The 24049-nt window shown below is 63.8% G+C and carries 24 protein-coding genes; 18 read left to right on the top strand and 6 right to left on the bottom strand.

Annotated features, from left to right (window positions below):
- Positions 1-236: 236 nt before the first annotated feature.
- From ACSQ9I_RS24270 to ACSQ9I_RS24255, 4 genes are all read left to right on the top strand, one after another.
- Complete coding sequence (locus tag ACSQ9I_RS24270) at positions 237-380, top strand: DUF1232 domain-containing protein (RefSeq protein ID WP_093112166.1); 144 nt, start codon at positions 237-239, stop codon at positions 378-380.
- Between the two features lie 203 nt (positions 381-583).
- The gene (locus ACSQ9I_RS24265) at positions 584-1093 is read left to right on the top strand and encodes an ABC transporter substrate-binding protein (RefSeq protein ID WP_436294970.1); all 510 of its coding nucleotides are present in this window, start codon (positions 584-586) and stop codon (positions 1091-1093) included.
- A gap of 115 nt (positions 1094-1208) precedes the next feature.
- Positions 1209-2831, top strand: a complete 1623-nt coding sequence (locus tag ACSQ9I_RS24260) for a tetratricopeptide repeat protein (RefSeq protein ID WP_436294971.1) — start codon at positions 1209-1211, stop codon at positions 2829-2831.
- On the top strand, positions 2803-3342 hold the full coding sequence (locus ACSQ9I_RS24255; protein ID WP_436314749.1) for a tetratricopeptide repeat protein: 540 nt from the start codon (positions 2803-2805) through the stop codon (positions 3340-3342). The genes ACSQ9I_RS24260 and ACSQ9I_RS24255 overlap by 29 nt, the downstream gene beginning before the upstream one ends.
- Positions 3343-4079: 737 nt before the next feature.
- Here the strand turns inward: ACSQ9I_RS24255 and ACSQ9I_RS24250 are convergent.
- Positions 4080-5216: an IS110 family transposase gene (locus ACSQ9I_RS24250; RefSeq protein ID WP_436314748.1), complete on the bottom strand. Its 1137-nt coding sequence runs from the start codon at positions 5214-5216 to the stop codon at positions 4080-4082.
- Positions 5217-5975: 759 nt separating this feature from the next.
- Complete coding sequence (locus tag ACSQ9I_RS24245) at positions 5976-6884, bottom strand: LysR substrate-binding domain-containing protein (protein ID WP_436314747.1); 909 nt, start codon at positions 6882-6884, stop codon at positions 5976-5978.
- Positions 6885-7005: 121 nt separating this feature from the next.
- Between ACSQ9I_RS24245 and ACSQ9I_RS24240 the strand changes: the two genes are divergently transcribed.
- The 7 genes from ACSQ9I_RS24240 (at position 7006) to ACSQ9I_RS24210 (ending at position 14146) form a co-directional block, all read left to right on the top strand.
- Positions 7006-7755 (top strand): SDR family NAD(P)-dependent oxidoreductase, encoded by a 750-nt coding sequence (locus tag ACSQ9I_RS24240; RefSeq protein ID WP_436314746.1) that lies wholly within the window; start codon positions 7006-7008, stop codon positions 7753-7755.
- Positions 7756-7785: 30 nt separating this feature from the next.
- Positions 7786-8763 (top strand): TRAP transporter substrate-binding protein, encoded by a 978-nt coding sequence (locus ACSQ9I_RS24235; RefSeq protein ID WP_436314744.1) that lies wholly within the window; start codon positions 7786-7788, stop codon positions 8761-8763.
- 162 nt (positions 8764-8925) lie between these two features.
- Positions 8926-9387 carry a TRAP transporter small permease gene (locus ACSQ9I_RS24230; RefSeq protein WP_436314743.1) on the top strand — a complete coding sequence of 154 codons (462 nt, stop codon included), beginning with the start codon at positions 8926-8928 and terminating at the stop codon, positions 9385-9387.
- Between the two features lie 2 nt (positions 9388-9389).
- Positions 9390-10649, top strand: a complete 1260-nt coding sequence (locus tag ACSQ9I_RS24225; protein WP_436314742.1) for a TRAP transporter large permease — start codon at positions 9390-9392, stop codon at positions 10647-10649.
- 40 nt (positions 10650-10689) lie between these two features.
- On the top strand, positions 10690-11526 hold the full coding sequence (locus ACSQ9I_RS24220) for a transketolase (RefSeq protein ID WP_436314741.1): 837 nt from the start codon (positions 10690-10692) through the stop codon (positions 11524-11526).
- Positions 11523-12536 (top strand): transketolase family protein, encoded by a 1014-nt coding sequence (locus ACSQ9I_RS24215; protein ID WP_436314740.1) that lies wholly within the window; start codon positions 11523-11525, stop codon positions 12534-12536. The genes ACSQ9I_RS24220 and ACSQ9I_RS24215 overlap by 4 nt, the downstream gene beginning before the upstream one ends.
- 836 nt (positions 12537-13372) lie before the next feature.
- Positions 13373-14146 carry a hypothetical protein gene (locus ACSQ9I_RS24210; protein ID WP_436314739.1) on the top strand — a complete coding sequence of 258 codons (774 nt, stop codon included), beginning with the start codon at positions 13373-13375 and terminating at the stop codon, positions 14144-14146.
- 185 nt (positions 14147-14331) lie between these two features.
- Here ACSQ9I_RS24210 and ACSQ9I_RS24205 read toward each other — a convergent pair whose 3' ends face one another.
- The gene (locus tag ACSQ9I_RS24205; RefSeq protein ID WP_436314738.1) at positions 14332-15051 is read right to left on the bottom strand and encodes a hypothetical protein; all 720 of its coding nucleotides are present in this window, start codon (positions 15049-15051) and stop codon (positions 14332-14334) included.
- A gap of 469 nt (positions 15052-15520) precedes the next feature.
- On the opposite strand from ACSQ9I_RS24205, the gene ACSQ9I_RS24200 reads away from it, so the two are divergent.
- The 6 genes from ACSQ9I_RS24200 (at position 15521) to ACSQ9I_RS24175 (ending at position 21117) form a co-directional block, all read left to right on the top strand.
- The gene (locus ACSQ9I_RS24200) at positions 15521-16162 is read left to right on the top strand and encodes a hypothetical protein (protein ID WP_436314737.1); all 642 of its coding nucleotides are present in this window, start codon (positions 15521-15523) and stop codon (positions 16160-16162) included.
- A gap of 66 nt (positions 16163-16228) precedes the next feature.
- Positions 16229-16372 (top strand): hypothetical protein, encoded by a 144-nt coding sequence (locus ACSQ9I_RS24195; RefSeq protein WP_436314736.1) that lies wholly within the window; start codon positions 16229-16231, stop codon positions 16370-16372.
- A gap of 889 nt (positions 16373-17261) precedes the next feature.
- Positions 17262-17546, top strand: a complete 285-nt coding sequence (locus ACSQ9I_RS24190; RefSeq protein WP_436314735.1) for a hypothetical protein — start codon at positions 17262-17264, stop codon at positions 17544-17546.
- A gap of 141 nt (positions 17547-17687) precedes the next feature.
- A complete protein-coding gene (locus ACSQ9I_RS24185) occupies positions 17688-17906 on the top strand; it encodes a hypothetical protein (RefSeq protein ID WP_436314734.1) in 219 nt (72 codons plus the stop codon).
- 857 nt (positions 17907-18763) lie between these two features.
- Positions 18764-19411, top strand: coding sequence for a DUF6781 family protein (locus ACSQ9I_RS24180; RefSeq protein WP_436314733.1), 648 nt, complete (start codon positions 18764-18766; stop codon positions 19409-19411).
- 23 nt (positions 19412-19434) lie between these two features.
- Positions 19435-21117 (top strand): ABC1 kinase family protein, encoded by a 1683-nt coding sequence (locus ACSQ9I_RS24175; RefSeq protein WP_436314732.1) that lies wholly within the window; start codon positions 19435-19437, stop codon positions 21115-21117.
- 817 nt (positions 21118-21934) lie between these two features.
- Here ACSQ9I_RS24175 and ACSQ9I_RS24170 read toward each other — a convergent pair.
- A complete protein-coding gene (locus ACSQ9I_RS24170; protein WP_093109634.1) occupies positions 21935-22414 on the bottom strand; it encodes a VOC family protein in 480 nt (159 codons plus the stop codon).
- A gap of 460 nt (positions 22415-22874) precedes the next feature.
- Between ACSQ9I_RS24170 and ACSQ9I_RS24165 the strand changes: the two genes are divergently transcribed.
- Positions 22875-23141 (top strand): hypothetical protein, encoded by a 267-nt coding sequence (locus ACSQ9I_RS24165; protein ID WP_139191735.1) that lies wholly within the window; start codon positions 22875-22877, stop codon positions 23139-23141.
- A 16-nt stretch (positions 23142-23157) separates the two neighbouring features.
- On the opposite strand, the gene ACSQ9I_RS24160 is transcribed toward ACSQ9I_RS24165, so the two are convergent.
- Both ACSQ9I_RS24160 and ACSQ9I_RS24155 read right to left on the bottom strand, forming a co-directional pair.
- Complete coding sequence (locus tag ACSQ9I_RS24160) at positions 23158-23379, bottom strand: hypothetical protein (RefSeq protein ID WP_139191734.1); 222 nt, start codon at positions 23377-23379, stop codon at positions 23158-23160.
- A 349-nt stretch (positions 23380-23728) separates the two neighbouring features.
- Complete coding sequence (locus ACSQ9I_RS24155; protein WP_436314731.1) at positions 23729-24040, bottom strand: hypothetical protein; 312 nt, start codon at positions 24038-24040, stop codon at positions 23729-23731.
- Between the last annotated feature and the right edge of the window lie 9 nt (positions 24041-24049).

The following is a 24049-nucleotide window of genomic DNA, read 5'->3' as shown; positions in this document are numbered from 1 at the left end:
GATCGCAAGGGCCGCGATGCGATTTCACCCACTCATTCATTCAACGCGACATGCCTTGTCGCGCGCATACCGATGACGCGCAGATCGCTGCTGCGCAAGCTCTCCAAAGCAGACCGCCGCAGTCGCCGCTGGAGGCGTTCGCTGGGCGCTGGCGTCAACCACAACACAGCGGGAACGCGCGCGAGCTCGGCTTGTACAGCGTGTCCGGAGCTTGCGCTTCAGTGACGGTTGTCTAGATTGGAGAGACAGACCTGCTGCCCGAGGCGATCCCGCTGCTCGGCGTCGTGGACGACCTGGTGATCGTGCCGCTGGCGATCCGCTGGTTGCTGGCGCGCTTGCCCGCCGGGGTGCGCGGCGACGTCGAACGCCGGGCCGGCTGAGATTTCAAGCTCGCAAGCTGTGAATGGGGCACACCATTGCGGCGAAAGAATTCCTTGGCGCCGCCTCGTCGAGACGTAGACTTTTTCGAAGCGCGCCCGGCTTGGTGATCGAGCGCGATCGTCGACGCCAAGACGGAGGCCACCATGGATCGTCTTCCGAAACGGGCAACCCTCATTCGCCTCGCAGCGCTGGTTGCGCTGCCATGCCCAAGGCATCGCCGGTGGCGGTGCTGTTCCTTCCCAGAAATCCGGTGCACAAGCTTTTCCTCAAGGAGATGGAGGCAGCGGCAAGCCCCCTCGGCGCACGCGTGTTGCCGGTGCCGATCGGCGCGCCGGCCGACATTCCGGCGGCTTTCGAAGGCATGGCCCGTCAGGGCGTCGCGTCGGTGTTGGTGCTGCCCGACGATCCGTTCGTGATCCAACATCGCCGACGCTTTATCGAGATGGCAGCCAAGCACGGCTTGCCTTCGTTCTTCGGCCTGCGCGAGGCCGTCGACGACGGCGGCCTGATGAGCTATGGCGAAAGCCTGACTCAGACCCATTTCCGCGCCGCGTACTACGTGGACAGGATCCTCAAGGGCGCGAATCCAGGGGAACTTCCGGTCGAGCAGCCCACCCGGTTCGAGCTGGTCGTCAATCAGAAGACCGCGCGTGCCCTCGGCGTCACGATCCCGCGATCGGTCCTGCATCGCGCCGATCGCGTGATCGAATGAAGGTGCATCCCCCACGGTTCGATCGGAGCCTTGTAAACCCGGAGATCACGCACTAGAGTCGATTTCGGGCGCGACGCATTGCCGCCATCCCGGCGGCGTCCCAGGAGGGCACAGCATGCATCACTTCATTCTCACCGCACGCGCAGTGGCCTGTCTGCTCGCGATGGCCGGCGCAGCGTTTCCAGTGGCCGCGCAAGACACCGCAGGCAAGCCCGATCGCCTCGGCACCGTGCACTTCAAGGTCGAATGCAATGCGGCCGCGCAGAAGGAGATCGACCTCGCGATGGCCTACTACCACTCCTTCGCCTGGTCGTACGTGAAGGATCCGCTCGACCGGGCGTTGAAGGCCGACGCCGGCTGCGGCATGGCGCACTTCGTGCGGGCTCTCTCGCTGCTGGACAACCCCTTCGGCTGGCCCGGCAACGTGTCGGCGAAAGTGCTGGCCGACGGCAGCGCAGCCCTCGACGCCGCACGCGCAACAGGCCTCAAGAGCGAGCGGGAGCGCGACTACGTCGCGGCGCTGTCGGCCTTCTACCGCGACCACGAGAAGCTCAACCACCGCACCCGCGCGAAGGCGCTGGAAAGCGAGTTGGAGAAGGTGGCGCAGCGCTATCCCGACGACCGCGAGGCGTTGATCCTGCATTCGCTGGTGCTGTCGGCCAACTTCGATCCGACCGACAAGACCTACGCCAACCAGTTGCGGGCCGCGCGCCAGCTCGAGCCGCTGTTCAAGGCTCTGCCCGATCACCCGGGCGTGGCTCACTACCTGATCCACAGCTACGACTACCCGCCGATCGCCCACCAAGGCCTCGAGGCGGCGCGTCGCTACAGCAAGATCGCCCCCGATGCCGCGCACGCGCAGCACATGCCGTCGCACATCTTCACGCGGCTCGGCGCCTGGCGCGACTCGGTGGAATCGAACCGGGCCTCGGCGCGATCGGATGCCGGCAAGTCCGCCCAATCGATGCACGCGTTCGACTACATGGTCTATGCGCACCTGCAGCTCAACCAGGATCGCGCCGCACGCCAGGTGATGGCCGAGGCGCAGGCGCTGCCCAATCGCGCCGACAGCTTTGCATCGGCCTACGCCTATGGCGCCATCCCGGCCCGCCTTGCACTCGAAGGCGGCCTCTGGTCCGAGGCCGCCGGTCTGGAGTTGACACCTTCGGCCAGCGCGTACCCCTGGCAGAAGTACCCGCAAGCGGAGGCGGTCAACGCCTTCGCGCGCGGGGTCGGCGCGGCGATGCTGAAGGACTCCGCACGCGTGCAGGTCGAGTTCAAGCGCCTGCAGCAGCTGCGCGACGCGGCCACAGCACTGAAGATCGCCTACTGGGCCGACCAGATCGACATCCAGTCCGAGGTCGTGCGCGGTCTCGCGACATTGGTCGATGGCGGTGCCGACGAGGGGCTCGACATCTTGCGCAAGGCCGCGACGCGCGAGGATGCGACGGAGAAGCACGTCGTTACGCCCGGGCCGATCGTCCCGGCACGCGAGGTGCTGGCGAATGCGCTGCTCGACCTGAACAAGCCGGCCGACGCATTGCGTGAGTACGAAACAGTGCTGAAACGCGAACCGAACCGGCTGCGGGCCACCCTCGGCGCGGCGCGGTCTGCCGAACGCCTGGGCGACGCGGCGAAGGCACGCTCGCACTACACGAAGGTGCTCGAACTGACGGAGACTGCCGATAGCCCACGACCCGAGGTGATTCATGCACGGAAAGTGCTCGGCCGCGGTTGAGTCAGGGCGAAGGCTGCTGCTTTGCGCAGCGGGGGCGGCGCCGCTTCTCGCCTGGAGCCACGCGCTCGCGGTCGAGAGCGACCCGCTGCCTGTTCCTCAGGGCACGCCGCGCGAGCGCGCGGTGCGCGTCTACAACGAGGGCGTGAAAGTGTTGCTCGAGCGGCGCCATGCCGAGGCCCAGAAGCTTTTCGAACAGGCATTGGCACTCGACGAGAAGTTCGCCGAGGCGCACAACAACCTCGCCTACAGCGTGCGCATGCAGGGAGCACAACACTTCGAGCGCGCACTGCGTCATTACAACCGGGCCATCGAACTCAAGCCGGCGCTGGCGCAGGCCTACATGTATCGCGGCGTCCTCTTCACGCAGATGGGCGACATGGCGAAGGCGCGGGCCGACCACGCGCGGCTGCTGGGCATGGACCGCGACCTCGCGGCACGCCTTGCGCTGGCGATCGACAAGGCCGTGGCATCACCGGACGACCGATCCGGCATTGCGGGCCAGTACGAATAGACCGCGCTGCAATCCGAACTTTCGCGTTGTACTTGCGTCGACGCTGCACTACGTTTGGCCGACGTGGCTTGGCCTTGCTGGCGCCCGTGTGCAGAAAGGGCAAGCGAGCGCCTTTGAGCCAGTCATGCGACGGCCCGAAGGCGGACGGGGCTTGCGAGCGAAGGGTCTCGGCTTGCGTTCAGGTCATTTGAGTTCGTTTCTCAACGCATCGTTGAGAAGGAGAGCGACATGCTCGGCGAAAAGATCGGTGCGATCTCAGCGTCGCGGCGAGCCCTACACCCGTCGATGCGTGGATGCCCAATGCGGACCGTCGTGAATGACTGGAAATGGCCGTTCAGTGGCTTTGACGAAGGTCAGCTTCTATGGGGACTCTTTAGTCAAGTCTTTTTTAGCATCGCATCGATAGGAAGCGTTATTTCATGGCGGCCCCGGGTGTTGCTGAGCGGATGAGACAGTGGCGTGGCATGGGTGATGCGTCCACCTGATCCGAGGTCGGGGTATGGCGAGCGTTCGAGCCAGTGCCCGGACGAACTTCTATCCGTGCAGGGCGTGCAAGCCCTGCACCTCATGCTGCATGCGCGCGAAGCGCACTGGCAAACCCCGGTTACCGACGCGCCCCTTCTTTCGCATCGGTCACTTCTGTGCAGTGACCCGCTGACCTTGCGGGCGCGTCGACCTTTGATCATGATGATGCGTTCCTTGGCAAGCCGTGCTTCAGTGTGAGGGCTGGCAGGGCCTCAAGCGGTGGCTGGCTTGAGCGTCGCCCCGGCCGGAATCTCGCCGTTCTGCAGATAGCGCCACAAGACGATCACCAGTTTTCTGGCCATGGCCACGATGCCAACGCGTCGCATGCGCTTGCCTGCGCCAGCGAAGCGCCGGTTGAACCACTGGGTCAATGCGCTTTCGGGCTGCAGGCGCAGCCAGCTCCAGGCGAGTTCGATCAGCATCGTGCGCGCTCGCTTGTTGCCTGCCTTGCTGATGCCTTGCTCGATCTGGCTGTCGCCGCTGGCGTAGGGCGTGGGAGTCAGCCCCAGGCAGCCGGCCAGCTCGCGCCGGTTGGCGAAGCGCCGCCAGCCGAACAACTCCTTGACCAACACCCAGGCGCCCTTGGGTCCGATGGCGCGCAGCTGCGCCAGTTGCGCCACCAGCGGTTGCTTGCCGTCGGCCAGTTCCAAGCGCCGCGCAGCCTCCAGCGCCTTCACTTGCTGCTTGACCAGAGTCAGCCGCGCGCTCTCCCGCTCGATCTCGGCGCGCAAGACAGGCGGCACCTGCTCGCCATGGCGTTCCCACCAGCGCGCCCAGTCGCGTCCGCCGATGATGACGTGCGGGCGCAGGTTGTGCAGCACGAGCAGCGAGCCGATGCGGTTCATGTGTGAGGTGCGCTCCTGCGTCAGTCGGGCGAGCTCGCGGTGCGTGCGGCGCGCGTCCTCGTCCTCGGGCGTGGGCTCATGCACCACCGACCACACACGCTCGCCGCGATGATGGCGCAGCAGCATCGCCAACAGCTTGTCGCCATCGATCCGGTCGGTCTTGGCCCGCCTGGCATGTCGGTTCACCTCGATGCTGGAGGAGTCGACCACGATGTTGTCGATGCCCTGCTCGATCAGCCAGCGGTGCAGCCACCAGCCGTCGCGGCCGGCTTCATAGCAGGAGTGCACCTTGGCCTGCGGCTCGAGCTTGCAGCGCTCCAAGACCTTGCCTATGCAGTGCGCAACTGCGGCCGTGTCGCCCGCATCCACGTTGTACCGGCTCGGGCCGCGGTGGCCATCGCTCGCCGTCACCTTCCAGGACTTGTCGCCGAGCTCGAAGCTCATGTACAGCTCGCCCTGGATCGCCGTATCCTCACGTTGTGGGACTGCCTGGGTTGTCGACATTTCCGTCTCCTTCGCACAAAGAGGTTGGGAAGTTCCGTTCTAACTCAACGGGTCTACCTCGGGGAGTCCCACATAGCATCTTCTCTTGATGCTGAAGGACCGCACCGGGCCCATTCCAGCCCGCCAGGGGACATCATGATTGCCGGAAAGCGGTCGTTGGCAGCGCCAGTCACCCGCGACCAGGTCGTGCGGCCTGGCAACCGGAAAATTCAATCTATGGTGAAAAACCCGCCCGAAAATTCAAAGTGTGGTGAACAGCGGGTTCAAGGTAGCGTGCGGAACCGGCGCCTAACACCTTGATGCGCAAACGGTCGGCGGAACCATCATGGGCGCCGATCGACAGTTTTCAACTTACCTGGAATTTTTTGCAGGCTAGTTGGAACTGCTGCTGCGGAACTGCGGAACGACACTGGACTTTCGTGATGCGGAACGTCACCGGACGTTGCCTTTTGCGTCACTGGACGTTGCTTTGGCAACGAGGGGCCGCTGAACCTTCGTGCGGAACGCCACGGGACTTCGTCAGCGCGCCACTCAACTTTGCTGGGCTCACGGGGAGCCAGGCAGACATTGCCTGGTAGGGGCCACGGTGCCTCCGCATCTGAGGCGGGCAGGGCAGAATGCCGCCACAGCCGGTAACGGCCAGCGGAAGTTCGTGGAATGCCCACGAGGTCTGCTCCGAAGCCGCAAGCTGACGTTCGCAGGCAGTAGATCGGGCTGAGAGCACGGAGTGCAGAAAAGAGTAGCCTCGGCAGCCGCAGGTCAAGTCGACGCCACAGCCCTCTCCGGCTCGACCGCCTGTTCCCGCATCCAATCGATGAAATTGGTCACTTCGCTGCGCTGCAAGTGACGCTGAGGGCAGACCAGGAAATGGGCATGGACCTTCAGGCACCAGCCCTCGTCGAAGACCTTCCTCAACCGGCCCTGGTGAAGGTGGCCCGCTGCCACCGATGAGCTGTCCAGGGCAACGCCCAGGCCTTGCACCGCGGCATCGAGGGCCATGGATGTTCGATCGAAGCGGAACGCGAACTGTCCGCTCGAGAACGCGACCTTGCGACTGCGGAACCAGTCGACCCATTGCACGACGTTGACGACGGACTGGATCAAAGGAAGGTTCAGCAGGTCTGCAGGGTTCTCGATGCGATGCCTCTCGATGAACGCCGGGCTCGCCATCGGCTGAATCCGCTCCTCGAACACGGGTTGCACGTTCAGATGCGGCCAGTTCGGTACGCCGTATCGGATGTCGATGTCGACCTGTCCGCTCGCAAAGTCGGAGTGAACAACGGACGACGACAGAGACAGCGCGATGCCAGGATGCGTCCGCGCGAAATCGGCCAGTCGCGGCATGAGCCACAGGCTCGCGAAGCTCGGCGCCGCGTGGACATACAGCGCGTTGCGAACGCCCTTGCGCGCGTTGTCGGTCGCTGAGCTGATCGCGTCGAGCGCGCCGGAGACGCGGCTCATGTATTCGCGGCCGGCTTCGGTCAGCTCGATGCTGCGCGCCGAACGCTCGAACAGCCGCACGCCGAGGAGCTCCTCCAGCTTGGCGATCTGGTGGCTCACCGCCGACGGCGTCAGGTGCAGCTCGATGGCGGCCGCGCTGAAGCTTGCGCGGCGCGCCGCAGCCTCGAAGGCAAGCAGGCAGCTCAGCGGGGGAAACGACGATCGCATCGGGTAAACCCTTTATGAACGCGATTCACTCATCGCTGACGAAGTGTCGTTTGTCTTCATGCATCACTCCATTGATAGTTACCCCCACACACCCCGCTCACCACTACTCCGGAGACAGTCCATGTTGCTCACCGATCGCGTCGCCCTCATCACCGGAGGCGCCGGCCTCAACGGCCTCGGATTCGCCACTGCGCGCCTGCTGGCATCGCAAGGCGCTCACGTCGTCATCACCGACCTCGAAGCCGCCGCCCCCGCGCAAGTGGCCGCCACCCTCGGCGACGGCCACCTGGGGCTGGTTGCCGACGTCACCAACAAGTCCGAAGTCGAGTCCGCCGTGGCGCACGTGCTCGAGAAGTTCGGCAGGCTCGACATCCTCGTCAACAACGCCGGCATCACGCAGCCACGCAAGACGGTGGACATCTCCGGCGCCGACTACGACGCCGTACTCGATGTCAGCCTGCGCGGCACGCTGCTCTTCTCGCAGGCCGCCATCCCCGCGATGCAGCGCCAGGGCAGCGGCTCGATCATCTGCATCTCGTCGGTCTCTGCGCAGCGCGGCGGGGGGATTCTCGGCGGTCCGCACTATTCGGCCGCCAAGGCCGGCGTTCTGGGTCTCGCGCGGGCGATGGCACGCGAACTCGGCACCGACGGCATCCGCGTCAACTCGATCACGCCGGGGCTGATCGGCACCGACATCAGCAAGGGCAAGTTGACCGAAGAGCGCAAGGCGCAGATCGCCGGCGAGATCCCGCTCGGACGGATTGGCGCGCCCGATGACGTCGCCGGCGCCTGCCTGTTTCTCGCCAGCGACCTCTCGAGCTATTGCACCGGTATCACGCTCGACGTGAACGGCGGCATGTTGATTCACTGATTCACCCCATCACTACACCGGAGACAAACCATGAAACGCAGAAACATCGCCGTCATCATCGGCACGTTGATCACCACGGGCAGCCTTGCCTTTGCACAGGCGCCCACCAAGCTCACCTTCGGCCACGGCGCCGCGCCGGGCAATCCGCGGCATGAGGCGGCCGTGAAGTTCGCCGAGACAGTGAAGGCGAAGACCAGCGGACGCTTCGAGATCCAGGTGGCGCACTCCGCGCAGCTCGGCGACGACGCCGCGATGATCACCGCGCTGCGCTCGGGCACGCTGGACATTTCCGCCAACAGCCAGGGCGCGATGGCCAACGTGGTTCCGGAGTACGCGGCGCTGGGCCTGCCTTTCCTGTTCACCGATATCCAGAAGGCTTGGCAACTGCTCGATGGGCCTGTCGGTGAAGAGCTGGCGAAGCGGACGGCCGCCAAGGGCATGGTCGTGCTGGGCTACTGGGACAACGGCATCCGCCACGTCACCAACAACAAGCGGCCGATCAAGACGCCGGCGGACATCAAGGGATTGAAGATCCGCACCCCGCCCGACACGATGACCATGGACATCATGCAGGCGCTCGGCGCCGATGCGCAGCAGATCAAGTTCTCGGAGCTGTACGTGGCGCTCCAGCAGGGCGTGGTCGACGGCCAGGAGAACCCGCTGACCAATATCGCGTCGGCCAAGCTCTATGAAGTGCAGAAGTACCTCTCGCTGACCGGTCACAAATACGAAGCCAACCCCTTCGTGATGAGCAAGCGTTCATGGGAGCGCCTGAGCCCCGCCGATCAGAAGGTCTTCACCGAATCGGCGGCCGAGGCAACGCGGATGCAGCGAAAGCTCTCCAAGGAAGCCGACGAAAAGCTGACCACCGAACTGAAAGCCAAGGGCGTGCAGATCGACACGGTGGACCGCAAGGCCTTCGTCGAAGCGACGAAGTCCGTCTACACGAAATGGGCCGCAAGCCCGGCCGGCGACTTCGTCAAGCGCGTCGTCCAGCAGGCGCAGTAGCGCACCCGTAGACAGGCGAGCAACGCAGCGCTTCGACGCACTGCGGTGGCGTCTGTCGTCCCGAGTTCATGACTGCGCCACAGCGCGCGTCCTTCTTCGAGGGGTATCGATATGCCATTCCTTCTTTTCCTTGACCGATGCATAGGCGCAGCGTGTCGCGGTGTGCTCTACGTCACGCTGACCGTCGTGTTCCTGATCCTGAGCATCAACGTGGGCCTGCGCTATGTCGCGGGAACCAGTCTCGCATCGGCATCCGAGCTGCCGGAGCTGATGTTCCCCTGGATGATCATGGCCGGCGTCGTGCTGGCGGCGCAGCACGGCTCGCACATCGCGGTCGTCATGTTCACCCAGAAGCTGCGCGCTTCGCGACGCTGGGTTCTGGCGGGCGGATCGCTTTCCGTCGCAGCGCTCTATGCGTCACTGGCGGTGGCCGCCTGGCCGCTGATGGAGATCGCTGCCGACGAACGCAGTCCCATGCTGCAGGTTCCCGGCTCGGTCAGCGTTTGGGCCCTGATGCTGGGCTTCGGGCTGCTGAGCGTGGTGACCTTGTCCAAGCTGCCTGCACTCTGGAGCAGCGCCGAGGCACAGGAACCCGACGCCGAAGCCCTCGCGCACGGAGCCTGATCATGACAGCACTCATCATCGGACTCTTCATCGTCACCGCACTGCTCTCGATCCCGATTGCGCATGCGCTGGTCCTGGCCTCGGTCGGCGGGCTTCTGATCATCGACAAGGTGCCCGTGCACCTGGCGGTCGAGCAGATGATCTCGCAGACGCAGAGCTTTCCGCTGATTGCCATTCCCTTCTTCATGATGACGGGCGCGCTGATGGTCAGCGGCCGGCTCGGCCAGAGCCTGGTCAGCCTGCTGTCCATGATGATCGGCCGCGTCCACGGCGGCCCGGCCCAGGTCGGGGTGCTGTCGTCGACCATCTTCGGCGGCGTCTCGGGCTCGGCCGTGGCCGACGCCTCGGCGATCGGCTCGATGCTGATCCCCTGGCTCAAGAAGCTGGGCTATCCGGCACCGTTCGCCGCCGGCACGCTGGCTGCGGCAGCGACGATCGACATCCTGATTCCGCCCTCCATCCCGATGATCGTGTATGCCCTGGTCTCGGGGGCGTCGATCGGCGCGCTGTTCGTGGCGGGCATCCTGCCCGGTCTGCTGATGTGCGCAGGCTTCATGACGGTGTGCTACGTGCAGGGCCGTCGCAGGAACTTCCCACGCGACACGACACCGTTCGAGTGGCCTGCGTTCTGGCGGCTGCTCGCACAGGCGGCCCCCGCGCTGATGATGCCGGTGCTGATCATCGTCTTCCTGCGTTTCGGCATCGCGACGCCGACGGAGGTGAGCGTGATGTCCACGCTGTACGCGCTGGTCGTCTCGGGCCTGGTCTACAAGGACCTCACACTGGCGAAGGTCAAGACGGCCGCGATCGAAGCGGGCATCTCCACCGGCGTGGTGCTCCTGATCATCATGGCCTCGAGCGTCGTCGGCTGGATCGTGACCTACGAGCAGTTGCCTGCCGAGTTCACCCGCTTCGCGAAGGAAACGCTGCAGTCACCCTGGCTGATCATCCTGGCGATGAACCTGATCATGCTGGCCGTCGGCATGTTCATCGACCTGCCGGCCGCCGTGCTGCTGCTCACGCCCATGTTCGTGCCGCTCGCGGCAGCAGTCGGCATGGATTCCGTGCAGCTCGGGATCATGATGATCATCAACCTGTCGATCGGCCTTTATCACCCCCCCATAGGCACCACGCTGTTCATCACCAGCACGATCGCCAAGGTGCGCATCGGGGACGTGGTGAAGGAATTGATCCCGTTCTACCTCGTGGCGATCGGACTGCTGCTGGGCTTTGCGTACCTGCCCTGGCTCACGATCCGCTGAAGCGCTCTCCCCCTCTTCCATCTCTCAAGAAGGACCACTCATGTCTGATCAAACCACTCTTTCCGAGCGCGCCTATCGCATTCGGCGCTACGCCCTGCGCATGGGCGAGGTGCAAGGCCAAGGCTATGTCGGCCAGGCACTCGGCTATGCCGACGTTCTGGCCATCGCATACGGCCACGCGATGACGTACCGGCCCGATGACCCGCTGTGGGAATCGCGCGATCGCTTCCTGCTTTCGCACGGGCACTACGCCATCGCGTTCTACGCGGCGCTGATCGAGGCCGGCATCATCCCCGAAGAGGAACTGGAAACCTACGGCAGCGACGACAGCCGGCTTCCGATGTCTGGCATGGCGACCTACACGCCCGGCATGGAGATGTCCGGAGGCTCGCTGGGCCAGGGCTTGCCGATCGCGGTCGGCATGGCGCTGGCCCTGCGGCTCAAGCGCAACCCGGCCTTCGTCTACAACTCGATGTCCGACGGCGAGCTGGACGAAGGCTCGACATGGGAAGCCGTGATGTCCGCCAGCCACCATGGCCTTGCCAACCTGATCTGCCTGGTCGACATCAACAACCAGCAGGCCGACGGCCCGTCGTCCAAGGTCATGGCCTTCGAGCCGCTCGCCGACAAATGGGTAGCCTTCGGCTGGCATGTGCAGCGCGTCGACGGCAACGACCTGCAGGCCGTCAAGGCCGCCTTCGACACGGCACGAGCGCTGCCCGAAGCGAAGCCGCGCGTGATCCTCTGCGACACGCTGATGGGCAAGGGCGTTCCCTTCCTCGAGCAACGCGAGAAGAACCATTTCATACGCGTCGATCCGCCCGAATGGCAACAGGCCATCGATCACCTCGACCAAGTGCAAGGAGCCGCAGCATGAACACCGTCCACACGACCCCCGACACCGCGAAGAAGCCGCGCCTGAAGACCTCGGCGATGATCGCCTCCATCGCATCCGAAGGGAAGCGCGTGAAGGCGGCGCCGTTCGGCAAGGCGCTGGTCGAGCTGGCGGCGTCCCGGCCCGAGATCGTCGGCCTCACGGCCGACCTGGCCAAGTACACCGACCTGCATCTCTTCGCGCAAGCCTACCCGGAACGCTTCTTCCAGATGGGCATGGCAGAGCAACTGCTCATGGCGGCGGCCGGCGGATTTGCCAAGGAAGGCTTCGTGCCCTTTGCCACCACCTACGCGGTGTTCGGCACGCGCCGCGCCTTCGATTTCGTGCACCAGGTGATCGCGGAAGAAAACCTCAACGTGAAGCTGTGCTGCGCATTGCCAGGGCTCACCACCGGCTACGGACCGAGCCATCAGGCGACCGAGGACCTGGCGCTGATGCGCGGCATTCCGGGCATGACGATCGTCGACCCTTGCGATGCACTCGACATCGAGCAGGCGGTGCCGCAGATCGCGGCGCACCAGGGCCCGGTCTACATGCGGCTGCCGCGCGGCCAGGTACCTCTGGTGCTGGACGAGTACGACTACAAGTTCGAACTCGGCAAGGCCAAGCTCCTGCGCGACGGGCGCGACGTGCTCGTCATCTCGAGCGGCTTCATGACCATGCGCTCCCTCGAGGTGGCCGACAAGTTGCGCGCAGACAATGTGGATGTCGCCGTGCTGCACGTCCCGACGATCAAGCCGCTGGACGACGCGACCATCCTCGCAGAGGTGAAGCGACTCGACCGCCTGGTCGTTGTCGCGGAAAACCATTCGGTGATCGGTGGCCTTGGCGAAGCGGTGGCGAGCCTGCTCATGCGCAATGGGGTGGCCCGAACGTTCCGCCAGGTCGCGCTGCCCGATGCCTTCCTCGACGCCGGCGCCCTGCCCACGCTTCACGAACGCTATGGCATTTCCACGAGCGCGATGGCCGACAGCATTCGAGAATGGCTATGAGGCGCAGGCATCCAGTCGAACAGGTGAACGGCGAGCCTGATCAACAGCCCGAGCGTCTCAATGCGGCGGCCTCTCATTGAACACCGGACTGTCTATCGGCTGAATGCAGCTTTTCAGCATAGGTGGCAAGTGACGGTACGGCGGGTTCAGCCTCGCCTCCCTTTGCACTCGATTGGCGAGGCCAACTTTTTGGCTCAACCGAAAGTTCGGTGCAGCTAGGGAAGCGGACGTTCAGCTTGAAGAGGTGAAGGTCGGTTACGGGCCCACAAGAGACCTTCGCATCAAGCCCAAAACTGACGTACGTGCGCGGCGCGCGCGAAGCTCCCAGCGGCGCCAGTCTCGCAGCTCGACCCTCCGTTGTCGCGCGCTGCAAAAGGCAACGTTCCGCGACTCAAAAAGCTGCAAAAGGCAAGGTCCGGCGCCTCACCGAGGCAAAGTGCGGCTACTCACCCGTCTGATTTCTGAGGGAGGCTGCGCGCGCCAGGGCAAAGACCAGCGGCGTTCCGCACGTGAACGCGCCACTGAACTTGCGTTTGTGACCACGGCCGGTGGCGAGCAGGGCGTCGGCGCGCGCCGAGTGTTGCCGGTCCCCACGGCCGGTCTTACGCGGCTATTGGCCGACCCGCATCTTTCGATGGGCGTCCTCCCTGGTTGCCCAGATGGGCTGCCGCGCTTGGTGGCGTTGCGCGACCGGCACGCCAGTGCTGCCGACGCAGGGCCGACCTTCGTCACGATTCGCCGTTTTTTCACCAGCAGAATTTTGCAGAGGCGCCAGCTCTGGATACATTTGGCTACGATCGAAACAGCTGGCGGCGGTACCAGATGGAGGGGCGAAGATGCTTTATGGGTTCGAACCAAACAGTTTTGCGGCCAACTTGGGCGGGGCGGCCGCACTCGTGGTGCTCGCAGCAGCCCTTGCTGGCTGTGCTCCCTTGGTGTGGACGAAGCCAGGCGGAACGCAGAGCGAATTCGCAGAGGACAAGTATGTCTGCCTGCAAGAGTCTCAGCAGCGTCAGGGGCGTGCCCAGGTGAATAGGTTCGGCGGCGCCGCCATCGACACAGTAGAAACCAACTCAGGTCTATTTGGCGCATGCATGAACGCACGCGGCTGGTATCTTGGACAACAGTCCACATCGAATGCGTCTGGAAGCCTATGGAACCAACCCGGCTGGACACCGCCCACCGGAATAGGGGTTCCCACAGCCGAGGAAGCGCAGCGCAAGGCAGAAGCCGATCGCCCGCGAGCTGCCGACCAAAGCGAGTTCAAGCTGACCGTTGCTCGGTCGCGGTTGTCACTGATCTGCTACGACACGATCTCTTATGGGCCACTCTGGAAGAAGGGGGCATGTAAGCCCGAAGCCATCACGCCTGCGCAGCTGGGTGACCACTCGACAGCGACCCCGGAGGAGATCCGCATGATGCGAGGCTATGTCATGGAGATGAACACCAACGCAGCGTTGGTAGCCGAGGCCGACCGCGCCTCTGGCAACACATTCGCCGCTCGGGCAGTCGAAGCGGCGAGGGATGCTGTCGTAGTCCCGGCAGCTGGCCTGATCGATGGCTCGATGACCTGGAGCGCGTACAACAAGGCCCGTACCCGGGTTCGTTGAAGCGCGTCACAACCGCGATTCGGATCCGAATCGCTTCGATGACATGAGATCGGGAGATTGACAGAGGGAGAGGGCAGGTGCTTCATTGCCAGCTTGTACTCCCAGGGGCGGTTCAGGCGTACTACCAGCATTGGTAGTTGATGGTTCCCACGGCGTCTCCTAGTTTTCGTCCGGCGCAGAAAGAGTCACACCAGGGGCGTCGCTTGGTCCCACCGTTCCCAGTACGCCGCGACCTTGAGTTCAGCGATTTCGGGCTTGCTGTGCTCAATCGACGCGGGGGATCGGCCGGCAAAGTCTTTGATCGATTGCGACAAGTTCCAGACTCCTACCTGATCGACTATGACCAATCGGTCATGAAGCGCACGCTCTGGAGCCATCCGCGCTTCGATCGGGCGCTTTGGATAGTCAGCCTTCCACCGAGCGATGGCCGGAGCTAGATTGGGCTGTAGGTTTCGCTGATCACCCAACAGCAATACAGGCACGCCTTCCGGGACTAGGCCGGCAAAGTCTGTGACCGCTACAGCATCAATATAGGGATCGACGATCAAAACGCTGTGCTTCGCGTCTCGAAGCACCCCAGAGAGCACAGCGATGATCTCGAACTTGCTCTTCACTGCCACGAACGCGCCCTGCTCATCCGCGGGCAACTGGAGCTCCGCGTGCGCGAGCGCCCGATATAGCACTGCCTTGATCGTCTGCGCCTGGCTGTCGCGCAAGACGCCATTTAGATGCTGCGCAGCAGTGCCAAACAAGATTTCGTCCGCACCGTTGCTCGCGATCTTCACCAAGGCATAAGCGCGTCCGAGCCGTGCATTGACTTCTGGAGTGATCGGAAGAAACCCCTCCAGTTCGGGCATATCCTTCACCACTGCCTTCAACCGCGCGTATAGCTCTGCCGGCTCCATCTCTGCTCCTCGTTGTGAGAAGCAGATGCTAAACCGGACCTGCATCTTGACTGCTCAGCGCGCGAACACTGGGACGCGGTTTTCCGAGCGGTTTTCGGGGCGAGGGCCTGAAGGCAATCAGGCCAGGATGCCGGATCTCCGCTGGCGAGATATCGGAAATTTTCAAGCTCCAGTGGCGCGTCGCGCGAAGCTAGCACGGCGCCGACCTCGTGCAAGTTGGCGCTGCACATGCATGCGGAAATTTTTAGCCGCTAAAAATTCGTGGCGCTCCGCAAGAACTCTCGCGGCCGCGAACGCGCGGCGGCCCGTTGCGGCACGACACTGAACCTTCGTGCGCCACTTAGCTTTTGGACCGAGGGACAGAGAGGGAACGCTTCCGTCGCATGGTTGGCACCTTGTCCTTCTATGCCGTTTGGGCCGACATGCGAAACTTCCAGGCGTACGAAGTCCGAACCCCAGGGAGCCAGCCATGAACATTCCAGCCGTCGTAACAGCTTTCGCGAGCGCCCTGGTCCTTCTCTGTGGGTCTTCGCTCGCCCATACAGACCCCGACAAAGACGAGTCCAGGGGCAAGGAGCGCCGCGAGGGTCGGGGATACGAGGGGCGCGGTGAACACAAGGGCGAGTTCAAGGACGGCGAGCGAAAGTACGAGTGGAAGGAGGGTGGCCGCAAGTTCGAATACAAGGACGAGGGCCGCTACGAGCACAAGGAGCGCCGCGGCGAGTACGAGGACAGGCGCGGCGGGCGAGAAGGCCGGGGTGAATACCAAGGCAGAGGCTACCAAGGCAGAGGCCACGATGGCCGCCGAGGCTCCTGGTTTCATGAACACGGCTATTCCAACCTTGGCATCCCTGACGGTCATCTACCCCCGCCCGGAGAGTGTCGAATCTGGTATCCGGGCCGGCCAGCAGGGCACCAGCCTCCGCCTGGCAGATGCAGCAGGCTTAGCCGCAGCGTACCGGCCGGCGCATGGCTCATGCGGCGCCCGGACCGACAGCCGGAGTATGTGGACGTGACGGTTTACGACCAGCGGCGACCCGGCGTTGTGTTGAATGTTGGCATCTTCGATGCGCGCACGGGCTCGTTCGTACGCATCGACGCTTCTCAGTAATGCCCGAAGGCGCCTGAACCGAGGGAAGAATTCCAAGTAGGGTGAAAGAGGCGCTGGAGCACGAGCATGCCGCACCGGCACGACGACGGCCACCACAACCACACGCACGATCCGATGCCGGGCGGCTCGCACAGCCACCGGCATGTGCATCAACCGTTGGACCACGCGCATCCCCATGTGCCGGATGCGCATCATCGGCACGAGCACTGATTGGCGCTTCAGTCCAACGTCACCACGCTGACGTAGAGCTGCACCGCCAGCCAGCCGAGCAAAGCCGCGGCGCCGATCGCGAGAATGACGGAGACCATGCGCCCTCGTTGATGCCGCTCGGATGGGCCGCGATTGAAGCGACCGCTTGCAGCATGTTTCATCCCGGCATTCTTGAGCGGGGCATTGGGCGGTGTAAAGCAGGCCTTTAAGACATGGTTTCCATCATGTCTCTTGCGGGGGCAGCAATGGTCAATGCTTGACAGCGGTGCGGGTAAGTGAGGAAAACGCAGCGGCTTCTGAGCACCAGCTATGCCGCCTGGGGCCCAGAATGGCTGTTCACGGCCCGATCACGACCGACGCCAGACCCCCTCGCGGGTCCATCGGCAGAGTCGACGGGAGTGGGGGTTATGGACGGAACAGACCTGAAAATTCAATGTATGGTGAAAACTCCTCCGGGAAATTCAAACTATGTTGAATATCCGGTTCAACGTAGCGTGGTGAATCTGCGCGCAAGTCGTTGATTTGTATGGTACCCGGGTGCAGCCCTTGTCGCACGTCGACAGAAGCCATGCTGTCGGTTTTCAACTTACCTGGAATTTTTTGCAGGCTAGTTGGAACTCGCGGCGGTGGTGGCGGCGGCCCTGGACCTGCTGCGGAACGACGACACTGGACTTTCGTGAACGCGACTTGCGGTGGTGGCTACGGCCGCCGGTCGACAGCCGGGTGCCGGCGCGCCGAGTGTTACCGGTCCTGTCCGCCTCACCGGCCGGGGCCTGACGCGGATGTCCGCGAGGGGCGCAGCAGCGCTGGGGGTGCGCGGTGGAAGTTGTCATGTGCGCAATCTAACCTCACGGAACGCCAGGTGCGCTAGATCGCAGGGTTCCTTGCCATGACAGACCATCTCAGAACGATTGCCGTGACCGTGGAGGAATCCGAGCGCGGCGTCTTCCACTGGCTCCTGATCGAGAGCATTGACGATCCCACCGGCTTCACGGTGCTCTTTGGCAGCGCGGAGATATTCGGCAGTTGGGAGGACGCGCTCGACGGTGGGGTCGCAACCCTGAAGAGCTTGGTCGCCGATCGCACCATCGGGCCGAGGCTGATCGGCGAGAACGAAGACGAAGATCCAGAGCCGATCGGACGCAGAATGCGCCGGGCGATGAGATTTGGTTAGCAATCGTTCTGCTCATGGCGCTGCGAGTGCGGCGCCGATCCGGGCGAACCGCTCTTGGCGCTGGCCTTACAGTCGGTTGCCGATGCCGCTCTGTCGACTTCCAAAACCTTGTAGGCTGGCGAAACCGAGGAGGTCGCACGCATGAGCCGCTATTCGCAAAGCCTTGAAGTCCTTGCCACGAAGCTGCAGGCCAAATACGGGCGGGACGATGATCTCTGCAAGGAAGTCGTCAGCCAGCTTCAGGACCTGGAGGGCGCCGACCGGACAAAGCGGTCGAATCCGCCGATCCTCGCGCGGCCAATCGGGCAGGGGTTTTCCTGGCGCGTGCAAGAGCGAGCCACCCGCGGAGCGCCTCTCTAGATCCCTTAATACTGGCGTAACCCTGAAGCCTCATGCTTGGGGGTGACAGTCGATCGGCGCTGGTAGAGGATGCTTCGGCGCCCGGACCGTGATGGTCGGTTCCTCGATGCCGGCGGCTGTCGCAATGTCACCGACCTTCAACGTGCGCAGCACCCCCAACTGAAGGTCGGCTTCGGAGCTGAGCCATAGCCTGGTGGATCTTCCCCTATGGCCTTGATGCGCAACACCTCGGGAGTCTGTCCTGGATGCTGATCGACCGATCGACCTTTTTAACCGCTAAGGTTCAGGGGCGTTCCGCAGGACCGCACGGATGTAGCTGAGCGGCATGTCGAGTGAGAGCGACAGCGGCCTCGGAAGTGGCGGCGGGCGGGCCTGCGCTTGGTAGATTCCAGCCGTAGCCTTTGACCGGCCGCCCTCGGCCATCACCAGCCATTCACTGTGGATGCCAAAAGCAGCTGCTCGACGCCGCTCTCGACCCTTCAGCGACATTCACTGCCCTGAGTTGGTCGCCCATAGAAGCAGTCGTTCGCCCGAGCGACTTGCGAACAGCGTGTGGGCAGAGCGGCCCGGGCGCCGCGGCAACAGCGCGGCCAGCCGCTGCATGAACTCAGCGGCGACATCACCATGCGCGTCGCGCCGCAGTGCAAGGGCGTTCGCGGTCACCTCGAGCGAGGCTCAAACGCATCCTCCTAGGATGGACCGCTGGGGCCGTGACCACCACGATGCTCACGCCACACCGGCGCGGCGAGCTTCCGGCAGTGCTCGCGGTGATCGAGTTCCCCGAGCGGCTCGCTCGAGCACAGTAGGTCCACGAATCGGGTTATCCTGCCCCCACATCGACACACGGGAGTCGTGAGATGACCGATCCGACACCGCCGGTGGGGAATGCAGATTCCTCCATGCCGGCCGAAGAGCAGGCGATCCGGGAGCGGGTGCGCGAACTGACCGCCCAGGTGCTTGCAGGCGGGAAGCTCGACACAGAAGGTGTCAAGGAAATCGTGCGCGCGATGAGCGGCGGCGCCATCAAGCCGCCACTGGACAGCACGCAGGCGCGCGAGGCTTTCGCTGAGGCGCTGCGCGGCCTCGACCAGGCGCTGCAGACGTCTTCGCAAGCGGCGCACGAGGCGCTGGCGGCGCTCGCCTCACGCGGCAAGGACTTTTCCGAGAACGACCTGAAGAACGCCTTCGCCGCCCTGCAGAAGTTGCAGGGCGACTTCGTCGCCGCCGCCAACCATATCGCCGATGCCACCACTGGGAACATCCGACGCGATCTCGTCGATCTCGCGCTGCACGCGCAGCGGGTCGGCGCTGACGCGAGCGTTGGCATCGCGCAGATGATGAGCGAGTTCGCCAACCGCATGAGCGACTCATATCGCGCGCGGACGGTCCCGGGCTTCGAGACAGTGCGCGAGTACGGCGCGAACATGACGCTATTCACCAGCGGGCTGCTTGCCGGTTTCGCCGACGCGTTGCGCCAGCAGGCGGAATCCAAGAAAGCGAAATAGGCCCACCCGTGCGTGAGACGCCGGTGAGCGTAGTGCGAGATCTGCCGCGCCTACACGAGATCACCCTGGTGTTCATCCGGCACGGGCTCGGCGACCTCGTGCGCCGGCTCGGAATCGCCTCGTTCCTCGAACGCACAGGCGCCATGTTTCATTGGGGTGAGGTGGCCCGCGGCACTCAGCTCGAGACGCAGCAGCGCCTGCGACTGGCCTTCGAGGAGCTCGGCCCCACCTTCATCAAGCTCGGCCAGATGCTGGCGACGCGCGAGGATCTGCTGCCACCCGAGTGGACCGAAGAACTAACGCGCCTGCACACCAGCGTCGCGCCCGTGCCGTTCGAAGAGATCCTGCCGGTCATCGAACGAGCGCTCGGCCGGCCGCCCTCCGAGGTATTCGTCGACCTTGAACGCGAACCTTCGGGTTCCGCATCGATCGCCCAGGTGCACCGTGCGCGGCTGCGCGACGGCCGCGAGGTCGTGCTGAAGGTTCGCCGTCCGGGCATCGAAGCCAAGATCGAGGCCGATGTGCGCCTGCTTGCGCACCTCGCGCGCGTCATCGAAAGCGAAGTCCCCGAGGCGCGCCGTTACCAGCCGACCCGCGTGGTCGAAGAATTTCGCCGCTCGCTGATGCGCGAGCTCGATCTTGCGCTCGAGGCGCGCAACATCGAGCGTTTTGCGCGCAACTTCCGGGACGAGCCTCACATCCTGATTCCGCAGGTCTTCATGCTGTGGACGAGCAGCCTGATGAACGTCCAGGAGCACATCGACGGCACCTGCGGCGAAGACCATGCGGCGATCGAGCGTGCGGGGCTCGACGCGAAACAGCTCGCGCATCGGGGCGCCGAAGCAGTGCTCAAGATGATCCTGGTAGACGGATTCTTTCAAGCCGATCCGCACCCGGGCAACGTCATCTACCTGCCCGGCAACCGGCTCGCGTTGATCGACTTGGGCATGGTCGGACGGCTGTCGACGACACGTCGAAACCAGGTCATCGATCTGGTGTCAGGCATCGCACACCGCGACCACGAGCCCATCCTCGAAGTGCTGCTCGACTGGGCCGGCGAGGACGCGATCGACGAGGAGCTGCTGGCCGCTGATGTCGACGAACTCGTGACCGATTTCGCCGACCTGCCGCTGAAGGACATTCAGGTCGGCAGCCTCATCGCGCACCTCACGGCGATCGTGCGCGAACACGGCATCGTGTTGCCGGCCGACCTGACGCTGATGTTCAAGGCGTTGATCACCCTCGAAGGGTCGGCGCGCAAATACGATCCGGACTTCCGCCTGGTTGATCGGCTCAAGCCGTTCGTCGACCGTGCGCTCGCGGCGCGCTACGCGCCTGCCGAGGTGGGGCGCCGTGGCGGCGCGAACCTCGGCCGGTTCATCGGCCTGCTCGGCTCGATGCCGCGCGACCTCGCGCGGCTGCTGAAAGACGCGCGCCGCGGCCGCCTGCGCATCGATCTCGATCTGAAGCGGCTCGACAACTTCGGCCGTAAGCTCGATAGCACGATCGATCGCATCACCATCGGCATCATGACCGCGTCGGTCGTCATCGGCTCATCGATTGCTATGACGGTCACCTCCGGCCCGCAACTGTTCGGCATCCCGATATTCACGGTGCTCGGATCGTTCGGCTTTCTAATGGCGTTCGTCAACAGCGTCTGGATCATCGCCTCGATCTGGCGCTCGCATCGCGGCAGAGAGCGCTGAAGAACCCGGGGCGGCGACGCGATTATTTGATCAACCGCTCGGCACGCAAGAGGATCGACTGGAGGACTTCGACACCGGTGTCGCGTGCCGTCCTGAGGTTCACTTCGAACTTGAACCTGGCGGGTCGCTCGATGGAAAGTCGGCGGGCCCCGCGCCCTTGAGGATCTTGTCGCGCCGAGCCGTCAGATTTCGTCGCGTGTCGGCCCATGGGCGATCAGGCCGCCCACTTCGGTGAACGTCTGGTTGTTGTACCTCGCCGGCATGCGGTGCTTCGACTTGTCGCGAGCGATGCGAGGGCGGCCAGGTGAGATGCCAGGCAGCTGCCCGTGGCGAGCGGCAGGAACTGGCCGTTCAGTAACTTTGACGAAGGTCTTCTGTTGATGCTGAAGGCCCGCACTGGGCCCAGAACGGCTGTCCACGGCCCGATCATGGACGACGCCCGACCCCCTCGCGGGCCCATCGGCAGAGTCGACGGGAGTGGTGGGCCAGGGATGGAACAGAGCGGAAATTCAATGTATGGTGAAAACTCCACCGGAAAATTCAAACTATGTTGAACATCCGGTTCAACGTAGAGTGGTGAATCTGCGCGCCAGGCGTTGATTTGTATGGCGGCCGTGTGCAGCCCTTGTCGCACGTCGACAGCTCGCGCGAACTGCACACACGCTGGCGGCACACCTTTCGAGGGCCAACCTAGGCCAACACTGAGAGGGGGGAGGGCGCACCGCCCCTTGATGCGGCGGAGTTCTAGCAAAAAAAATCGTGGCGTTCCGCGTGCGTGGCTGTCGCGGCGACGGGGGCTGGGCAGGCATCGGGAGCGTCAGCCGCGCCGAGCCGCTTCGATCGCAGCGATGTCGATCTTTCTCATCCCCATCATGGCTTCGAACGTGCGCTTGGCCGCCGCTCGATCAGGATCGGCGATCGCGGCCGTCAGGGCGCGTGGCGTGATCTGCCACGACAGTCCCCACTTGTCCTTGCACCAGCCGCATGCGCTTTCCTGGCCGCCGTTTCCGACAATCGCGTTCCACAAGCGGTCCGTTTCGGCCTGGTTGTCGGTCGCAACCTGGAACGAGAAAGCCTCGTTGTGCTTGAACGCCGGGCCCCCGTTCAGTCCGAGACAAGGGATGCCCATCACCGTGAACTCGACCGTCAAGACATCGCCCTGCTTGCCCGCGGGATAGTCGCCAGGCGCGCGATGGACAGCTCCCACCGCGCTGTCCGGGAACGTCTCGGCGTAGAACTTCGCGGCGTCCAACGCGGTGCCGTCGTACCAGAGACAAATCGTGTTCTTGCTGACCATCTTGGTTCTCCTAGATTGGGACAGGTACGTGCATTCAAGCCGCCGAAGAACTGATTCGTCGGCAAGCACGTAGCCGCTAAATTCTGCCCCTATGGCTCCGGGCCGGAGCGAAAAATTCAATGTTCGGAGGCGTGAAGACCACAGGATCGAATGTCTAGCGGCGCATGAGCTGAACGATCAACGGCGCAGTTCCCCGGTGCGCCCTTTCGGATCAATGACTTAAGCCGTCTTGGTGCTCAATCTCCAGTGGCTGGCGTTCAACAGTCGGCGGTTTCAACTTTAGCCCTGAATTTTTTGCAGCTTAGTTTGAACTCGCCGCGCCCCCAGTGGGGGAGGAGGCGCCCGACTGGGGGGCTGTCTTCTGCTGCGGGATCAGCCGTCAAACCCATGACATTGCCCCCGTTGCGTCCGAGCAGGAGTGGCGCATACTGGGCTGCAGAAGTCTCACCATTGACCACCGATGAACATTTCCCCGGCGCGCGACCACGCCGATCCGCCTGCTGCTCCGCCAGACTGGACGATCGAGTTTGGATCTGAGCCCGTAGGCGAAGGCAATTATTTTTTTGCCGATGTAAAGCGGGCCGGGAAAGTGATGTTCCGAATCGGAGTTGGCGGCGTATCCGAAGAGGCAAAAGCAAGGAAGCTGCTTGCGGCCAAGGCGCGCGCCTGGATCGACGAGTTCCTGATCCGAGAACAGCAATCTGGCGCTTCGTCCCAAGGCAACTGAGCTGGTCAGCCGCTGCTCAGTCCTCGTCGTCGAGTAGGTCCAGTTTTGGATCGTCCATGCGGGATTGAAGTGCCACGCACCCGGCTTCCCAGGCGCTCTTGTATGTTGGGAAGCTGAGATCTGAGCGTGCCAAGGGCTCAAAGCCAGGCACGTCATCGAAGGATTCGAACAGCACCCATTCGAACGCTCCAGACCGGAGTGCTTCAACCATCGATACAAGAAAGCGGAAGCGGCTCATGCAAGCAATGCTGGGCGTGTGCATTGCCCTTGCCGTAAGCCGGCGCCTTCGTTTGATGGAAGGAAAGCTCGCCGCGCTTCCTAAGTCGTTCGATCCTGAGTGTGCAGTGCCACCAAGTCCCTGACCCCGATCGAAGATGCCCTCAGCGCCCTTAGCGGACCTAGGCGAAGTGATCTGCCTCCCGAAGGCAAGGCCGGGCCGCTCAAGGCTCCATGGTTCTGCGCGGCTCGCGGGGACTGCGTATTTGAGGGCATCGTGGACGGCGTTTCAGGCTGATCGTGGACGCGATTTCAGCGTGATCGTGGACGATTTGGGGAGCACGCAAGTGATCTTTTGACCGGGCCTAGGCTCACCGCTTTTTGTGGTTCAAGCCGATGCAGCGGGGGCGGACGATGCAGCGGGGGCGGACGATGCAGCGGGGGCGGACGATGCAGCGGGGGCGGACGACTTCATGGTCAAACCCATGCGGGTAGGCGAGCTGGCCGCTCGCGTGCGCGCGCTGCTGCGGCGCGCCTACCTGGACACGCAGCCCGAAGAGCAGGTCTGGGGACGCTACCGCTTCGTGCTTGCGACCCGGCAACTGGAGATCGACGGCAGGCCTGTTGCGCTGACGCAGAAGGAGTTCGATCTCGCCTTGTTCGCCGGCGGGCTCGTCGATCACCTGCGCGGT

This window comes from Variovorax sp. LjRoot84 (assembly GCF_964254305.1).
Lineage (GTDB): Bacteria > Pseudomonadota > Gammaproteobacteria > Burkholderiales > Burkholderiaceae_C > Variovorax.
Note: the sequence above shows the minus strand (reverse complement) of the source record. Positions and strands in the feature narration are given on the sequence as shown.

Coding starts and splice junctions, on each gene's coding strand:
- ACSQ9I_RS24195 (WP_436314736.1), top strand. CDS start 16,229: ATGCCGCACCGGCACGACGACGGCCACCACAACCACACGCACGATCCG.
- ACSQ9I_RS24180 (WP_436314733.1), top strand. CDS start 18,764: ATGACCGATCCGACACCGCCGGTGGGGAATGCAGATTCCTCCATGCCG.
- ACSQ9I_RS24255 (WP_436314749.1), top strand. CDS start 2,803: ATGCACGGAAAGTGCTCGGCCGCGGTTGAGTCAGGGCGAAGGCTGCTG.
- ACSQ9I_RS24220 (WP_436314741.1), top strand. CDS start 10,690: ATGTCTGATCAAACCACTCTTTCCGAGCGCGCCTATCGCATTCGGCGC.
- ACSQ9I_RS24160 (WP_139191734.1), bottom strand. CDS start 23,379: ATGAGCCGCTTCCGCTTTCTTGTATCGATGGTTGAAGCACTCCGGTCT.
- ACSQ9I_RS24170 (WP_093109634.1), bottom strand. CDS start 22,414: ATGGTCAGCAAGAACACGATTTGTCTCTGGTACGACGGCACCGCGTTG.
- ACSQ9I_RS24215 (WP_436314740.1), top strand. CDS start 11,523: ATGAACACCGTCCACACGACCCCCGACACCGCGAAGAAGCCGCGCCTG.
- ACSQ9I_RS24245 (WP_436314747.1), bottom strand. CDS start 6,884: ATGCGATCGTCGTTTCCCCCGCTGAGCTGCCTGCTTGCCTTCGAGGCT.
- ACSQ9I_RS24235 (WP_436314744.1), top strand. CDS start 7,786: ATGAAACGCAGAAACATCGCCGTCATCATCGGCACGTTGATCACCACG.
- ACSQ9I_RS24205 (WP_436314738.1), bottom strand. CDS start 15,051: ATGGAGCCGGCAGAGCTATACGCGCGGTTGAAGGCAGTGGTGAAGGAT.
- ACSQ9I_RS24260 (WP_436294971.1), top strand. CDS start 1,209: ATGCATCACTTCATTCTCACCGCACGCGCAGTGGCCTGTCTGCTCGCG.
- ACSQ9I_RS24250 (WP_436314748.1), bottom strand. CDS start 5,216: ATGTCGACAACCCAGGCAGTCCCACAACGTGAGGATACGGCGATCCAG.
- ACSQ9I_RS24185 (WP_436314734.1), top strand. CDS start 17,688: ATGAGCCGCTATTCGCAAAGCCTTGAAGTCCTTGCCACGAAGCTGCAG.
- ACSQ9I_RS24200 (WP_436314737.1), top strand. CDS start 15,521: ATGAACATTCCAGCCGTCGTAACAGCTTTCGCGAGCGCCCTGGTCCTT.
- ACSQ9I_RS24190 (WP_436314735.1), top strand. CDS start 17,262: ATGACAGACCATCTCAGAACGATTGCCGTGACCGTGGAGGAATCCGAG.
- ACSQ9I_RS24240 (WP_436314746.1), top strand. CDS start 7,006: ATGTTGCTCACCGATCGCGTCGCCCTCATCACCGGAGGCGCCGGCCTC.
- ACSQ9I_RS24210 (WP_436314739.1), top strand. CDS start 13,373: ATGCTTTATGGGTTCGAACCAAACAGTTTTGCGGCCAACTTGGGCGGG.
- ACSQ9I_RS24225 (WP_436314742.1), top strand. CDS start 9,390: ATGACAGCACTCATCATCGGACTCTTCATCGTCACCGCACTGCTCTCG.
- ACSQ9I_RS24165 (WP_139191735.1), top strand. CDS start 22,875: ATGAACATTTCCCCGGCGCGCGACCACGCCGATCCGCCTGCTGCTCCG.
- ACSQ9I_RS24265 (WP_436294970.1), top strand. CDS start 584: ATGCCCAAGGCATCGCCGGTGGCGGTGCTGTTCCTTCCCAGAAATCCG.